This window comes from Gilliamella sp. wkB108, assembly GCF_001690195.1.
Taxonomy (GTDB): domain Bacteria; phylum Pseudomonadota; class Gammaproteobacteria; order Enterobacterales; family Orbaceae; genus Gilliamella; species Gilliamella apicola_L.
In genome coordinates this window covers 151,378-166,895 of the sequence record NZ_LZGM01000118.1, presented here as the reverse complement: position 1 = coordinate 166,895, position 15,518 = coordinate 151,378, and the positions used below count along the sequence as shown (strand labels likewise).

Here is a 15,518-nt window from a genome sequence, read left to right as displayed (position 1 = left end):
TTGGGTAAATAATTTTATGTGTTGTAATGATTTAATCAATTTAAATGCCGGTAAATACAAATCAGAGCAAGAAATCCAATTTAAAAAAGAGATCATCAAAGGTCAAGGTTGGCCAGAATGGATGGTCGAAGCCTTTAATGCAACGTCACAAGAAGAGTTAGCTGAAATCAAACAAAAGTATCATGTTAAACCATAATGAGTAGCTTGGATATTAAGTAAAATAACAAAGAGTAAGGAAAAACCATGCCATCAAAATATCGTCCACAAATTCTAGGTTGGATTGGTGATTTAGATAAAGGGACTCAATATATAACCGGTGCCGATGATCGCTTACTTTATGCCAATGATAACTATTGTGCTTTTATTCGGAAAATAAAATCAGATCAGATTTTTTATTTATGTATTTTTTCTTTTGTAGCTATTGGTTTAATTCCAATAATGATTTTATGGTTATTATTAATTTTCGTATATAATATTTATAATCAATTACATATAACAATTTTAGGTGTTTCAGCGTTTATTATATGTTTTATTGCCTTCTACGTTATTATCCCTGAAGTATATCAAAACCTTTTTACTCGTCGTGGTAGCCCAATTATATTTAACCGTAAAACAGGTAAAGTGTATGTGAATGAAAGCTATTTTTTTAACTTCAAGGTATTAAGAAATCCGCTTACCTTTTTTCACCCAAACAAAAAGCGAATCAAAGAGTATGATTGGGCGTATTTACAAGGGGTAGTGGTACATAATTTTTCCAATTATTCGCTCAATACGACCATATTAATGGTTTGTAAGCCCCATACCCATAAAACAATTGACCATATCCTGTTAGATCCAGCACGCGTCGGTGTAGGGAGTTATATGGTCTGGGGTTGGGTAAATAATTTTATGTGTTGTAATGATTTAATCAATTTAAATGCCGGTAAATACAAATCAGAGCAAGAAATCCAATTTAAAAAAGAGATCATCAAAGGTCAAGGTTGGCCAGAATGGATGGTAGAAGCCTTTAATGCAACGTCACAATCAGAGTTAGCAGAAATCAAACAAAAGTATCATGTTAAACCATAATGAGCAGTTAGGATACTAAGTAAAATAATAAGGAGTAAGGGAAAACCATGCCATCAAAATATCGTCCACAAATTCTAGGTTGGATTGGTGATTTAGATAAAGGAACTCAATATATAACGGGTGCCGATGATCGCTTACTTTATGCCAATGATAACTATTGTGCTTTTATCCGAAAAATAAAATCAGATCAGTTTTTTTATATATTTATTTATTTAATAGCACTAATTTTGGGAATTGGAATAATAATTACAAGTTTAAGTATGGTTATTTATTTTAATCCCAAAACAGAAAAAATTATATTGTATTTGACAATATTTATTTTAATAACAAGCTGTTTTGCAATTTACGCAAGTGTAATTCCAGAATTATATCAAAATCTGTTTACACGTCGAGGTAGTCCAATCATATTTAACCGTAAAACAGGTAAAGTGTATGTGAATGAAAGCTATTTTTTTAATTTTAAAGTATTACGAAATCCGCTTACTTTTTTACACCCAAACAAAAAGCGCATCAAAGAGTATGATTGGGCGCATTTACAAGGGGTAGTGGTACATAATTTTTCCATTTACTCACAGAATACGACCATATTAATGGTTTGTAAGCCCCATACCCATAAAACAATTGACCATATCCTGTTAGATCCAGCACGCGCAGGTATAGGGAGTTATATGGTCTGGGGTTGGGTAAATAATTTTATGTGTTGTAATGATTTAATCAATTTAAATGCCGGTAAATACAAATCAGAGCAAGAAATTCAATTTAAAAAAGAGATCATCAAAGGTCAAGGTTGGCCAGAATGGATGGTAGAAGCCTTTAATGCAACGTCACAAGAAGAGTTAGCAGAAATCAAAGAAAAGTATCATGTTAAAGCATAATGAGCAGTTAGGATACTAAGTGAAATAATAATCTTTAATTTTAGAATAATTGAAGCGGTAAACGATTATTGGAATATATTATTGTTTTACTTAAGTAAAAGAGACGAAAATAAGAAGAAGTTGGCTCCTCCAACAGGACTTGAACCTGTGACATACGGATTAACAGTCCGCCGTTCTACCGACTGAACTATGGAGGAACCGAAATGTAGCGCGCATATTATAGATTTAATTGCGCCATGTCAACAGTTAAATTATTTAAAAGTGTTTTTTCTTTAATTTTCTACATTATTGTGTAGATAATAAGCGAATCATTTTAAATAAATGAGTCTGTCTAAGTAATTGCTGTGGATGTGAACCAAGCTCTCCTTGTGGAATCGATTGCTTGAGCGAACGATAATAATTATGCCAATAAGGTATAATTTTTTGATTTGTTACATCTTTAAAATTCATTGGATATAATTGAAAATAGTCACTGTTATCCTCTGTTTTGAAAGCGTAAGTAATAAGTTGGCTACAATAAAATCCTTCAGCTTCGGGGTGAAAGCTATGATTGTAAGGTAAACCTAAGCAATTTTGCACTCGCTCTACTGCGTTTTTAATCATTTTTGAATTGTAAATGGTTGCAACAATATGATATTTACCATCCAATAAAAAATCACTAATAGGCTGTTTTATCACACCTTTTTTTTGATTAGCTTCAATAATGATATTATTACCAATATATAAACCAACATGGTTGATACTGTTAGTTAACTCATCCTTATTAGGTGCTGCACCAGAACGGCTTACAGCACCATTGAATGAATTGTTTTGTTTAACTGTTTGGAAAATAATATCACCACATTGGAGATTATTGCTTTTTAGCACGGTAGCGCCATAGTGAAAACATTACAGTGGTTGCAATGATAAATTTAAGAGCATCAATACCAACAAATGGGAAATAACCCACTTTTAGAGCATCGATAAATGTAATGTGTAAATAGCCCATTAAATAAACCACACCAAAAACAAATAATAGTTGGTGAGCGCAAGCGAACGCAATTAAGCCTAAAATAAAGTGACGATCGTAACCTTTTTCAGCGGCAAAACCAGCTAAATAAGCACTAAATACATAGCCATACAAGTAACCTGCAGAAGGTGAAGCTAGTGCCATAAATCCACCACTACCATTTGCAAATAGTGGTAATCCCATTGCACCTAAAAAGAGATATTGGAGTATGGCTAATGCACCTAATTTACGACCTAAAAAAGCACCAATTAGTAATACGGCCAATGATTGTAAAGAAAACGGGACTGGATAAGTTGGGATACTGATATTAGCCGCTACTCCTAACAATAACGCTGCACTTGTTGTGACCAAAAGTTTGCGCTGCCATGAAGTTAAATCAACCAGTGTTGAGATAAATGTTGGATAATAAGATGTTATTTGTTGTTTCATTGTTTTTTACCTTTAAGACATAATGGTAATGTTATGATAGCGCAATAATTCTCAATGTAAACTATTTTTATTATAAAAAGTTTACTTATTTGAATTTTTATTAGTCTAGTATTTATGATGTGAGTTACCACACACTAACGCGTGTGATAACTATATAATAAGTTGTTTTTGATTAGATTAAATATGGATTGGTTTTGCGTTCATTGCCAAATGTTGACATTGGTCCATGTCCCGGTATGAATACAAAATCGTCACCAAGAGGGAGTAATTTATGTGTAATTGCAGAGATTAAACTGTCATGATTACCTCGTGGAAAATCTGTCCGTCCGACACTTCCTTTAAAGAGTACATCACCAACAAAAGCAAGTTTATCTGGATGATTTATAAACACAATATGTCCTGGAGTATGACCTGGACAAAATAGTACATCAAGAATTATTTTACCAACTTGAATTTGCGCACCTTCTTGTAACCACTGATCGGGTAGAAATTGTTCAGTATAAGGAAAGCCAAATTGAACACTTTGTTGAGGTAAACTATTAAATAAAAATTCATCTTCTTGGCTAGGTCCAATAATTTTGACATTAAAATGGTTAGCCAATGAAACTGCTGCACCGACATGATCTAAATGACCATGAGTTAATAAAATTTGTTTTATGTTGACGCCAAGTTTTTCAACTGCTTTTTGTAGAAGCTCTGGTTCACCACCAGGATCAATAAAAGCCGCTTCATTGGTTTCATCACACCAAATAATGCTACAATTTTCTTCAAAAGAGGTAACTGGGATGATCTGATATTGAAACATATTTTTATCTCCTTACCGATGAGCGATTAGGTTTTGTCCATCTTGCCCTTTTAATCGAGCAAAAATAAAGCTAGATAGCACCGTAACCACTCCGAGTATAATAAAGGTTATTTGAAAAGCATGAATGGTACTAGTTGTATTACTGATTAGTCGTACTAATACGGCTCCAAACCCAGTACCAAAACTGATTGCGAGTTGTTGATTAACTGCCATTAAACTATTGCCACTACTTGTTGTTTCTCCATGTAAGTTAGCTAATGTAATGCTATTCATGGCAGTAAATTGCATTGAATTGACACCACCAATGCAAAACAGTAATAAACATATTACTGCAATGGGTGTAGATAAATTGAGTTGAGACATTAAAAAAATTAATATACCAGCAAAAATAGTGTTGGCAATCAGCACCAAACGATAGCCAAGTCGCGATAAAATACGTGGTATAAATAATCTCAGGCAGATTGAAGCAAGAGCCATTGGCACAAGCATTACGCCTGCAAACATCGGTGTATAACCAAACCCAACTTGGAGCAATAATGGGATGAGGAAAGGTACTCCAGAGATACCTAATCGACAAACTAAATTACCCACGATACCAATTTTAAATGTCCTAATATCAAATAGAGAAAGCGGGAAAAGTGGCGCTTTAGCTTTTTGGGCATATCTACGGTAAATAAATAAGAAAATTATACTAATTACCGCCAGAATTAATGAAAAATGACCAACTTGATTATGACTTAAAAACTCAACACTTAATGTGGCACTAATAAAAGTGATAACAATAAATAGAAAGCCGAATAGATCAAAAGGCATGCGTTCACCTTTGATATTTGGCATGTAACGCCAACTAATAATTGCGCCTAATATTCCAATTGGCAGATTAATGAAAAAGACCCAGTGCCAACTTACCATATCAACTAAGTAACCACCCAAAACCGGTCCTAATACTGGCCCGACTAATCCTGGAATTGTTGCGGTATTGAGTGCAACTAAAAACTCACTTCGTTTGAATGATTTAATTAATACTAAACGAGAGACCGGTACCATCATTGAGCCACCAATACCTTGGATAACTCGAGAAATATCTAAAAAAATTAATGAATTTGATAATGCACAAAGTAATGATCCCACAGTAAATAGTGAAACCGCCATGACGAAAATGTTTCGAGTTCCAAATCTATCTGATAAAAATCCACTCACAGGAATAAATAAGGCTAAGGTCAAAGCATAGCTAATGACTGCAGATTGCATATTCAATGGTGATTCATTGAGATCTTTTGCCATCGTAGGTAGTGCGGTGTTTAATATAGAGGTATCAAGTGATTGCATAAAAAACGCGAATGCTGCAATCCACGGTAATATGCGATAAACAAAAGGTGATAACTGTATTTCGCTATTCATTCTTATTTGGCCTAAAATTGATCCGGAAGTGGGGGTGCAGAAATTAGAGATAAGTATGCACCAAAGATTGTACTCTCCATTCTATTATAAAGAAGGAGAGTACAAGACGAGTGTTATTTTACAATATTATTTGTCAATTGTTGTTTTTTTCTGCTGCTTTGTTGGTTTGCCTTGCCAATAGCCAGCTAGTAGTGAACCAGAAATATTATGCCATACAGAAAAGACAGCGGCTGGTAGTGCTGAAAGAGCAGCGAAGTAATTTGTACCAAGTGTAGCAGCTAAAGCAGAATTTTGCATACCGACTTCAAGTGACATAGTTCGACAGGTTGATTCATCAAATCCAAATAGTCGTCCTCCCCAATATCCACCAAGCAAGCCTAATCCATTATGCAATATGACGGCAAAAATCACTGTAAATCCAACTTGACCAATTTGGGTATGGCTTCCTGCCACTACTATGCAGAGAATTAACAAGATGCAGAGCATTGACATTAATGGTAAAAAACGTTCACATTTTTTTACGACAGGGAATAATAAATGATGAACTAAAAGACCAAATAAAATAGGGAACAAAACTATTTGGATAATATGCGTTAACATATCCCAAATAGGCACTTCGACAGTGGTTCCTACTAAAATGTACGTTAATATAGGTGTCACAATGACGCCGACTAAAGTCGAAACTGACGAGATAGTGATCGACAGTGCTACATCGCCTTTGGCTAAATAAATCATCACATTTGAAGCAGTGCCACTGGCAACACTACCTACTAATACCATACCGACTAATAATTCAGGTCGCATTGTAAATAATTTAGATAACAATAATGCAGCTAAAGGCATCACAATATAATGTAGCAAAGTGCAAATAATGACAGCTTTAGGGCGTGTTACCACTCGTTTAAAATCGTCAAAGCTCAATGTTACACCCATAGTAAACATGACGAACATTAATAATTGTGATGTATAAGGTCGTATTGGAAGAAAAGTATTGGGTAAGAAATATGCTATTATCGCGCAAATGATTGCCCATAATGGAAATAATCGAGTAAGCGAAATAATAGATTGAACAAAGAGTTGATTAAATCGTTGTGCCATAAAAACCTACCGCGCAGTTTAATAAAATAACTTCATAATAATTATATGGTTATTTTAAAATTTGTTTTAGAATTTTATTTTATTGATTCTATTAAATAGCGTCAAGGTATTTGTTAAAATTTCGTTAAGTATTTGTGAAGATGGTTCACTACGAAGTTGCGAAAGAATTTTGAAAACTTCGACGATATTTTCCGGACGATTGATTTGTCCTTGCTGACCGCTAAGGGGCATATCAGGTGCATCAGTTTCAAGGACTAGACTTTCTAATGGTAATTTGGCAATAGCATTACGCGTTTTATTGGCTCGAGTGTAACTGATGACGCCACCAACACCGATATAATAGCCGAGTTTAATAAATTGCATGGCTTGTTGATAACTACCTGAAAAACCATGTATTACGCCACGGCAGGGTAAATTGGCTTGATGTAATTCATGATACATTACGTCGTGTGTTTTGCGAGAGTGAATTAAAACAGGCAAATTAAAACGTTTAGCTAATGATAATTGTGATCTAAAAAAAGTTAATTGTTGTTGCCAGTCTACAGTTAAATTATATCGATCTAATCCTATTTCACCTATGGCTACTAACTTGTTAGGACTTTCTTCTATAATTTGGGTTAATTGTTGTAGATCTGTTTCAGTATGTTGATAAATAGGGTGTAAACCTAAAGCTGCATATATTTCTTCATGCTCATTAGCTAGTTGTAATATAGTTTCGTAATGGGTTACAGATACGGCAGGTATAATTAATCCGGCAATATTAGCTTGACGAAGACGATTTATTGATTCATTTAGATTATTGGTAAAAGCAGGAAAATCAAAATGACAATGTGTATCAATAAACATAATATTTCCTATTCTACAGTTACTTGATGTAATAAAATTGGCAATAAAAAACGTTTTGCATATAGTGTGATTTGTTCAATTAATGTTGCCGTTAATTCTGGATAAAGACGTGAATAATAACTGTCGCACTCTCCAGGATTATGGTTATTTCCTTGCCAAGTACTTAATAGATCTTTAATAGCTTTTTCACTTGGTATTATTTCGCAAGTTTTGGTGTTATAAGCAGAGGTTAACCAGCTCCATGCACTTTGTATTGGCATCATTAATGGGTGGTTAATTCCTTGTAAATAACCTTCCACTAGTGTGGTTAATAGGTTTAAAGCATCTTTGGGATTCAAATGTGAAAAGCGCCATTCATTGTCTTCTCGACCATACAAGCGACTTTGATTATCCCAATTATTTGGATATAAAATACAATAAATCAAATGATCAATCCATAGCGATATCCCATTACGAATCGAAAGTTTAGACGGTCGCCATGTTAAAATACCATCTTGTTGAATATGTGTTAACCAACCTTGCAATTGATAGTTTTGTTGGTTAGTGGTGATCGTTAGATTAACTTCTTGAGTATCAATACCAAGTAGCTCTTGCTGGATTTTGTCTGCTAATGATTGCATAGTTTCATTTTGCTCATCATAGAGAATTTGCCCAAAAGCGCCGTCCGGTAATTCACCTGTTAATGCTAATCGTTGATAAAAAACATCACTATCTTGGCTATCTTTGTCAATCAGTTGATTTAAGATCTGTAAATTTAATTGGTAACGCTTCAACGCATTGAGATTAAAATTTTCCGCATCGGGTAAGGTATCATCGAGATAATTAACATAATAATTAAACCGTTTTTGTAAAAATAATCTAATAGGGTGTTGATAGAAACGTTTTAATTCATCAAGGTTTATATTATCAATGGCAATCGTCGAGATTTCACTAATAAAGGATTCGCTTTCACCTTTTTGTAGGGCTGCGGGTAACCACTCATCAGCATAGCTTTTGGGGTTTTGTAGGTAGTTTTTCGGATTGAAAGGTGTTCGTGTATGCATAATCTTCAAAAAATCAAGAGAATGATTTACTTGTGGTGAATTATCGGGCGTTGGTAAACAATAATGCTGATCAATATATTCCCAAAGTTCATCGACTAATACTGATGGATAACGCTCACTGTCATCTTTCATGTCACGCCCTATATAACTAATATATAGTTGTTGTTGGGCGGATAAAATAGCTTCTAAAAATAGATAACGGTCATCGTTACGTCGGCTACGATCACCTCGTCTAGGATGCTGTGCAATTAAATCAAAATCAAGAGGAAGCGATGTTCTTGGATAATCACCATCATTCATTCCTAATAAACAAACAATTTTAAAAGGAATAGAGCGCATAGGCATCATGGTACAAAAATTGATTTTGCCAACTAAAAATCGATGAGCTAAATGATTTTGTTCTAATCGAGATTGCATTGCATCATGTAAAACCGTAACTGAAATATTGTCAGAAAACTTGGCAATTAAACCGCTACTGATTAATTTCTGCCATTCATCTTCAATCATTAGTAAGATTGATTCTCTTTGCTGATTACTTACAAAAAAATCATTTATCAGTTCAAAGCAACAACTTTGCCATTCTATCAAGGGTTTGGCTTCACTTAAGATGGTAAACCATTTACGAACCACACTAATAAACTCAGCTAACTGGCCAATTAATTCTGCATCAAGTCCAGTTGCACCGTCATAAGGCAATATCTGTTGCCAACCGCCTTGCTCACTACTCATTGTATAGCCGAGCAGTAATCGTTCTAATCCAAATATCCAACTATGCGCATTATCAAGTCCAAAACGAATTCCTGATTCGATTATCCAGGTTCTGAGTAACGTTAACTGAGATTCATTGATAGCAAATTTTTCTGCTATTGCAGGAATTTCGAGAAGATTAAACAGTTCTTCAGCGGTAAATCGACTTTGTGGAAAATTTAGAATAGCAAAAAAACCTTGAACCATTGGATCGATATTTCGTGCTTTTTGATCAGATATAGTAAAAGGTAAATAGCGCTGACCTGAAGCATTACCAAATACGGCTCGAATATAAGGAACATATCGGTCGATATCCGAAACCATAACTATACAATCACGTAATTCAACAGTAGGATCGGCATCAAAAACAGACAATAGATAATCATATAATACTTCGACTTCACGTTGTTCACTATGGCAGGCATGAAAAGAGATCGATTGATCGGTCAATGCAATGGGGTGTTTATCTTGGTTACTTTGATAAAGTTCTAAAATATCTTGTTGAACAGCATGAAGTAAGCAAGAATGTGTCTGATCGGCAAATGCTTCAATATCTTGTTTATTACTAAACTCTTGTAATAAAAATAGGTTATCACGCCCCAATTTTCCCCATGAAGTAAGCAAGGCATTTGGTACTTGGTCGTAAGTATTTTGTATATCAGTTAACTGTTTCTCTATGATATCTCCCCAATACCATTTACAAGGGTTATTAAACATTAAATGTACTTCAATATGTTCCCCAAGCGCTGAAAGAAGCGATAAATAAATAGGAGGAAGGGAAGTGATACCAAAAATGAATACCCGCTTTGGTAGTTGTTTTAGCAGTACACTGTCAAGCTCATCATTTAATAAAATATCAAGCATTTGTTGATAAATATTAGCGCGATGATAAGGTGGACTTACTGATACGAGTTGACGCCACAATTCAGCTTGCCATATTTCATCAGGGTGATGATTTAATTCAGCAACAGTGTTATTGGCTTCCCATTTTGCTAGCCAATCAGGACGGTACACTAAATATTGGTCAAATAAACGAGCGATACGTGTTGCCAGTTGATATAGTTTTCTATCTTGTTTATCTATACTTAGATAATGTTTAAGTGTGCTAAATTCGACTTGTTCAATGATTTTTGGCAATAGAGTATATAATCGCCATGTCATGGATTCTGTATTGTAGCTATTTTCAGTGGGTGCATCGGGCAATAGGATTTGATACATTTGCCAAATAAATTCAGTAGGAAAAGGAAAAGCAATATTAGCTACAATGCCAAGTTCTTCCGCAAGTTCAATTTGTAACCATTGAGCCATCCCTTGACTCTGAACGATAATCTGGTCAGATACAAATACCTCTTCTAACGGCTGTAGTCGCATTAATTGACACATGAGTGATTTAAGCAAATCGACTTGGTTGGAATGATAAATGTTAAACATAGTGGCATGGGCTTAAATAAGATTAAACAGATTATCGCTGATAGTAACTAATAAATCCAGCTAGTCTTATAGGTTGTCATGTTTTAATAAAGAAAAGTATGGATAGATAAATTGAGATAAAGTTAATTACTTTTTTGTAAAGAAGTTTCAGGTTAACCATATGTTTACGTATAAGATGTAGCTGAATTCAACAACGTTTTTATCTGTAATTTTGCTTTTTAAAACGTAGTTTTACTCTACATTTGGTTTGGTTAATTACAAAAGTTTGAGTTGAAAATATCAGTAAAATAGAATAAAGATTAGAAAAATCGAATAGTTAACTTGATGAAGTTATCTATCTTTTTGAATGTATTAAATTATTAAGATCAGATTGTTGCTGTAATTTAAAAGGTTACAAAATTGTTTTCGTAACCTTTTATTTTTTGAGATAAGACATCTAAATGTTAATTATTGACCTATACGACGAGTTAATTCAATAACACGTATTTTGGCAAGCGCTTTAGATAGTTCAGCCGATGCTTGTGCAAAAGACATATCGTTATTTGGATTATTGATATGTTCTTGTGCTTGTCTAACGGCTTCTTGCGCTCTTGCTTCATCTAGATCTTCACCACGAATAGCTGTATCTGCTAGGATAGTTACTATCTTTGGTTGCACTTCTAAGATGCCACCAGATAGGTAGATAAACTCTTCTTCACCATCAGCTTTAACAATTCCCACCATTCCCGGTTTAATGGTTGTCAGCAGTGGTGTGTGGCCTGGATAAATTCCCAGTTCACCTTCTCTACCTGTTACTCTGATTCGCTGAACATCACCCGAAAACAGGTGAGATTCAGCACTAACAACTTCTAATTGATAGGAAGTTAGTGCCATAATACTATCTCCGTTCAATGAATCTCTTAGAGAGATTTCGCTTTCTCAATCGCTTCATCGATTGAACCAACCATATAAAATGCCTGTTCAGGAATATGGTCATAATCACCTTTCATAATGCCACTAAATGCACTAATAGTATCTTTTAATGGTACATATTTACCTGGTGAACCAGTGAACACTTCGGCAACGAAGAATGGTTGAGATAAGAAACGTTGAATTTTACGAGCGCGAGCAACGATCAATTTATCGTCTTCAGATAATTCATCCATACCAAGAATAGCAATGATATCTTTTAATTCTTGATAACGTTGTAGAATTGATTGTACACCACGTGCGCAGTCATAGTGTTCTTGACCAACCACTAATGGATCTAATTGGCGACTAGTTGAATCCAATGGATCCACCGCTGGATAGATACCTAAAGAAGCAATTTGACGACTTAATACGATAGTTGCATCTAAGTGGGCAAAAGTTGTTGCTGGTGATGGGTCAGTTAAGTCATCCGCAGGTACATATACTGCTTGGATTGAAGTAATTGAACCTGTTTTAGTTGATGTAATACGTTCTTGTAATAATCCCATTTCTTCGGCTAGTGTCGGTTGGTAACCTACCGCAGATGGCATACGACCTAATAGTGCAGATACTTCAGTACCGGCTAAGGTATAACGGTAAATATTATCGATGAATAATAGTACGTCTTTACCTTCATCACGGAATTTTTCTGCCATAGTTAATCCCGTTAATGCAACACGTAAACGGTTTCCAGGCGGCTCATTCATCTGCCCATAAACTAACGATACTTTATCTAATACGTTAGATTCTTTCATTTCATGATAGAAGTCGTTACCTTCACGAGTACGTTCACCAACACCTGTAAATACAGAGTATCCTGAGTGTTCGATCGCGATATTACGAATTAATTCCATCATGTTAACGGTTTTACCTACACCGGCACCACCAAACAGACCAACTTTACCACCTTTTGCAAATGGACAAATTAAGTCAATAACTTTAATACCCGTTTCGAGTAGTTCGGTGGAGTTAGCGAGTTCTTCATATGAAGGCGCTGCACGGTGAATAGCCCAACGTTCTTCTTCGCCAATTGGACCTGCTTTATCAACAGGATCTCCAAGCACGTTCATAATACGACCAAGTGTTTTAGTACCAACAGGTACTTCAATACCGTGACCTGTATTTACTACTTTAAGTCCACGTCTTAAACCATCAGATGATCCCATTGCGATACAACACACAACGCCACCACCTAATTGTTGTTGAACTTCCAGAACTAATTTTTCAGTGCCAGTTTCCACTTCTAATGCATCATATACCTTTGGTACTGCATCTTCTGGGAATTCGACATCAACCACCGCACCGATGATCTGGACAATCTTTCCAGTAGCCATTTTTATTCCTCTACGTCTTTTTCTTAACTATAAGCCAATATTTAGCACTAACCTGAAACAGCGGCTGCACCGGACACAATATCAATCAATTCATTGGTGATAGCACCTTGACGTGCTTTGTTATACACAATTTGTAATTCATTAATTAAGTTTGCACCGTTATCTGTTGCTGCTTTCATGGCCACCATTCTTGCTGCTTGTTCACTCGCTAGATTTTCAACCACAGCTTGATAAACTTGTGATTCTATATAACGACGTAAAATCACATCTAATAATGATTTTGCATCTGGCTCATAAATATAATCCCATGATGAAGCTTTAAGTTCGTTATCTTCTGATGATGGTAATGGTAATAGTTGCTGTATTGTCGGTTTTTGTGACATAGTATTAATAAATTTATTGGTTACAATATACAATTTATCAATTTTTCGGTCATCATAGGACTCAAGCATTGTTTTTACCGGACCAATCAAATCTGATAAAGTTGGTTCGTCGCCCAAGTTGGTGACTTGGGTTAAGATGTTGGTTTTTACTGAAGAGAAAAACGACACACCTCGAGAACCAATTAAAGCAACATCAGCTTCAACACCTTTTTCCTGCCATGCTGACATATCAGCAAGGACAGTTTTAAAAAGATTGATATTTAAACCACCACATAAACCACGATCGGTTGAAATGATAAGATAGCCAACTCGCTTAACATCCCTCTCTTCTAAATAAGGATGTTTAGTACCTATTTGAGCTAACGCTAAATGTCCAATTACTTCTCGAATCATTTCAGCATAAGGGCGACTTGATGCCATTCTATCTTGCGTTTTACGCATTTTTGAATTAGCAACCATTTCCATTGCTTTGGTGATTTTTTGCGTACTTTGGATACTGGCAATTTTCGTTCTAATCTCTTTTGCATTAGCCATTTTTTACCTCACCCTTACCAAGTTTGAGTTGATTTGAAGCTTTCAAGCATTGCTTTTAACTTACTTTCAATCTCATCATTGTAATTTCCTGTTTCGTCAATTAATTTGACAAAATCAGCATATTGACTATGGGCATAAGCAAGTAGTGCAGTTTCAAATGATAACACTTTAGCTAATTCTACATCTTCCAGATAACCACGTTCAGCTGCATAAAGAACAATTGATTGTTCAGCAACTGTCATTGGCGAATATTGCTTTTGTTTCAATAATTCTGTTACTTTTTCACCATGACTTAATTGATTACGTGTTGCTTCATCTAAGTCTGATGCAAACTGTGAGAATGCCGCTAGTTCACGATACTGTGCTAGTGCGGTACGAATACCACCAGATAATTTTTTCATTATCTTAGTTTGTGCAGCACCACCTACCCGCGAAACAGAAATACCTGGGTTAACCGCAGGACGAATACCTGAGTTAAATAGGCTTGTTTCAAGGAATATCTGACCGTCAGTAATTGAAATTACGTTAGTTGGTACGAACGCAGAAACGTCACCAGCTTGAGTTTCAATAATTGGTAATGCGGTTAACGAACCAGTTTTACCTTTGACTTCACCCTTAGTAAATTCTTCAACATAAGCTTCGTTTACACGTGCAGCACGTTCCAATAAGCGGGAATGAAGATAGAATACATCACCAGGATAAGCTTCACGTCCAGGTGGACGACGAAGTAATAAAGAAATTTGACGATAAGCAACGGCTTGTTTAGATAAATCATCATAGACAATCAGTGCATCTTGACCACGATCGCGGAAGTATTCTCCCATTGCACAACCAGCATATGGTGCTAAATATTGCAGTGCAGCTGATTCAGATGCAGAAGCAACAACGACAATCGTATTTTTAAGTGCGCCATGTTCTTCAAGTTTACGCACTACGTTAGCAATAGTTGATTGTTTTTGACCAATTGCTACATAAATACATTTAACACCAGAATCACGTTGGTTGATGATTGCATCAATAGCCAATGCAGTTTTACCGGTTTGACGGTCACCGATGATAAGTTCACGTTGACCACGACCAATTGGAATCATTGAGTCAACCGCTTTATAACCAGTTTGTAGTGCTTGGTCAACAGATTGACGATCGATAACGCCTGGCGCAACCACTTCAACCGGTGAGAATCCATCATGTTGAATTGATCCTTTGCCGTCAATTGGCTCACCAAGTGTATTAATAACACGTCCTAATAAACCATCACCTACTGGTACTTGCAAAATACGTCCAGTACACTGTACTTTCATACCTTCTGATAAGTCTTCATATGGACCCATAACGACGGCACCGACTGAATCTCTTTCTAGGTTTAATGCCATTGCATAACGGTTACCTGGTAAAGCAATCATTTCGCCTTGCATTACATCGGTTAATCCGTGGATACGAAGAATACCATCACTTACTGATATGATAGTTCCTTCATTGTGAGCGTCACTCACAATATTGAACTGAGCTATCCGCTCTTTAATTAGTTCACTTATTTCAGTTGAATTTAGATGCATTATCAGTCCCC

Annotated in this window: 14 protein-coding genes and 1 tRNA gene; 3 read left to right on the top strand and 12 right to left on the bottom strand. The window is 35.5% G+C overall.

All coding sequences use genetic code 11. The annotated features are described in order from the left end of the window. The 3 genes from A9G11_RS13310 to A9G11_RS13300 form a co-directional block, all read left to right on the top strand. Positions 1-196, top strand: a 196-nt coding sequence (locus A9G11_RS13310; RefSeq protein ID WP_218056156.1) for a hypothetical protein, incomplete at its 5' end; no start/stop codon positions are given. Between the two features lie 47 nt (positions 197-243). Further along, positions 244-1,068 (top strand): DUF6708 domain-containing protein, encoded by an 825-nt coding sequence (locus tag A9G11_RS13305; RefSeq protein ID WP_065620059.1) that lies wholly within the window; start codon positions 244-246, stop codon positions 1,066-1,068. Between the two features lie 47 nt (positions 1,069-1,115). Continuing rightward, positions 1,116-1,943, top strand: coding sequence for a DUF6708 domain-containing protein (locus A9G11_RS13300; RefSeq protein WP_065620058.1), 828 nt, complete (start codon positions 1,116-1,118; stop codon positions 1,941-1,943). A gap of 121 nt (positions 1,944-2,064) precedes the next feature. Here the strand turns inward: A9G11_RS13300 and A9G11_RS13295 are convergent. The 12 genes from A9G11_RS13295 to atpA form a co-directional block, all read right to left on the bottom strand. After that, a tRNA-Asn gene (locus A9G11_RS13295) sits at positions 2,065-2,140 on the bottom strand. Between the two features lie 88 nt (positions 2,141-2,228). Next, on the bottom strand, positions 2,229-2,810 hold the full coding sequence (locus A9G11_RS13290) for a YiiX/YebB-like N1pC/P60 family cysteine hydrolase (protein WP_065620057.1): 582 nt from the start codon (positions 2,808-2,810) through the stop codon (positions 2,229-2,231). Further along, positions 2,794-3,381: a biotin transporter BioY gene (locus A9G11_RS13285; protein ID WP_065620056.1), complete on the bottom strand. Its 588-nt coding sequence runs from the start codon at positions 3,379-3,381 to the stop codon at positions 2,794-2,796. The genes A9G11_RS13290 and A9G11_RS13285 overlap by 17 nt, the downstream gene beginning before the upstream one ends. Positions 3,382-3,553: 172 nt before the next feature. Further along, entirely contained in the window at positions 3,554-4,186 is a 633-nt protein-coding gene (locus A9G11_RS13280; protein ID WP_065620055.1) for an MBL fold metallo-hydrolase, read from the bottom strand. A 12-nt stretch (positions 4,187-4,198) separates the two neighbouring features. Continuing rightward, positions 4,199-5,587 carry a DHA2 family efflux MFS transporter permease subunit gene (locus A9G11_RS13275; protein ID WP_065620054.1) on the bottom strand — a complete coding sequence of 463 codons (1,389 nt, stop codon included), beginning with the start codon at positions 5,585-5,587 and terminating at the stop codon, positions 4,199-4,201. Between the two features lie 126 nt (positions 5,588-5,713). Next, the gene (gene panS, locus A9G11_RS13270; RefSeq protein WP_065620053.1) at positions 5,714-6,685 is read right to left on the bottom strand and encodes a ketopantoate/pantoate/pantothenate transporter PanS; all 972 of its coding nucleotides are present in this window, start codon (positions 6,683-6,685) and stop codon (positions 5,714-5,716) included. A gap of 66 nt (positions 6,686-6,751) precedes the next feature. Beyond that, entirely contained in the window at positions 6,752-7,531 is a 780-nt protein-coding gene (locus A9G11_RS13265) for a TatD family hydrolase (RefSeq protein ID WP_065620052.1), read from the bottom strand. A gap of 8 nt (positions 7,532-7,539) precedes the next feature. Beyond that, positions 7,540-10,752 (bottom strand): exodeoxyribonuclease V subunit gamma, encoded by a 3,213-nt coding sequence (gene recC, locus A9G11_RS13260; RefSeq protein WP_065620051.1) that lies wholly within the window; start codon positions 10,750-10,752, stop codon positions 7,540-7,542. Positions 10,753-11,199: 447 nt separating this feature from the next. Beyond that, positions 11,200-11,625, bottom strand: a complete 426-nt coding sequence (locus A9G11_RS13255) for a F0F1 ATP synthase subunit epsilon (protein ID WP_065620050.1) — start codon at positions 11,623-11,625, stop codon at positions 11,200-11,202. Positions 11,626-11,651: 26 nt separating this feature from the next. Next, the gene (gene atpD, locus A9G11_RS13250) at positions 11,652-13,034 is read right to left on the bottom strand and encodes a F0F1 ATP synthase subunit beta (protein ID WP_065620049.1); all 1,383 of its coding nucleotides are present in this window, start codon (positions 13,032-13,034) and stop codon (positions 11,652-11,654) included. A gap of 47 nt (positions 13,035-13,081) precedes the next feature. Continuing rightward, positions 13,082-13,951 (bottom strand): F0F1 ATP synthase subunit gamma, encoded by an 870-nt coding sequence (gene atpG, locus A9G11_RS13245; protein WP_065620048.1) that lies wholly within the window; start codon positions 13,949-13,951, stop codon positions 13,082-13,084. Between the two features lie 14 nt (positions 13,952-13,965). Then, positions 13,966-15,507 (bottom strand): F0F1 ATP synthase subunit alpha, encoded by a 1,542-nt coding sequence (gene atpA / locus A9G11_RS13240; protein ID WP_065620047.1) that lies wholly within the window; start codon positions 15,505-15,507, stop codon positions 13,966-13,968. Positions 15,508-15,518 lie beyond the last annotated feature (11 nt).

Coding starts and splice junctions, on each gene's coding strand:
- A9G11_RS13305 (WP_065620059.1), top strand. CDS start 244: ATGCCATCAAAATATCGTCCACAAATTCTAGGTTGGATTGGTGATTTA.
- A9G11_RS13300 (WP_065620058.1), top strand. CDS start 1,116: ATGCCATCAAAATATCGTCCACAAATTCTAGGTTGGATTGGTGATTTA.
- A9G11_RS13285 (WP_065620056.1), bottom strand. CDS start 3,381: ATGAAACAACAAATAACATCTTATTATCCAACATTTATCTCAACACTG.
- A9G11_RS13280 (WP_065620055.1), bottom strand. CDS start 4,186: ATGTTTCAATATCAGATCATCCCAGTTACCTCTTTTGAAGAAAATTGT.
- A9G11_RS13275 (WP_065620054.1), bottom strand. CDS start 5,587: ATGAATAGCGAAATACAGTTATCACCTTTTGTTTATCGCATATTACCG.
- panS (WP_065620053.1), bottom strand. CDS start 6,685: ATGGCACAACGATTTAATCAACTCTTTGTTCAATCTATTATTTCGCTT.
- A9G11_RS13265 (WP_065620052.1), bottom strand. CDS start 7,531: ATGTTTATTGATACACATTGTCATTTTGATTTTCCTGCTTTTACCAAT.
- recC (WP_065620051.1), bottom strand. CDS start 10,752: ATGTTTAACATTTATCATTCCAACCAAGTCGATTTGCTTAAATCACTC.
- A9G11_RS13255 (WP_065620050.1), bottom strand. CDS start 11,625: ATGGCACTAACTTCCTATCAATTAGAAGTTGTTAGTGCTGAATCTCAC.
- atpD (WP_065620049.1), bottom strand. CDS start 13,034: ATGGCTACTGGAAAGATTGTCCAGATCATCGGTGCGGTGGTTGATGTC.
- atpG (WP_065620048.1), bottom strand. CDS start 13,951: ATGGCTAATGCAAAAGAGATTAGAACGAAAATTGCCAGTATCCAAAGT.
- atpA (WP_065620047.1), bottom strand. CDS start 15,507: ATGCATCTAAATTCAACTGAAATAAGTGAACTAATTAAAGAGCGGATA.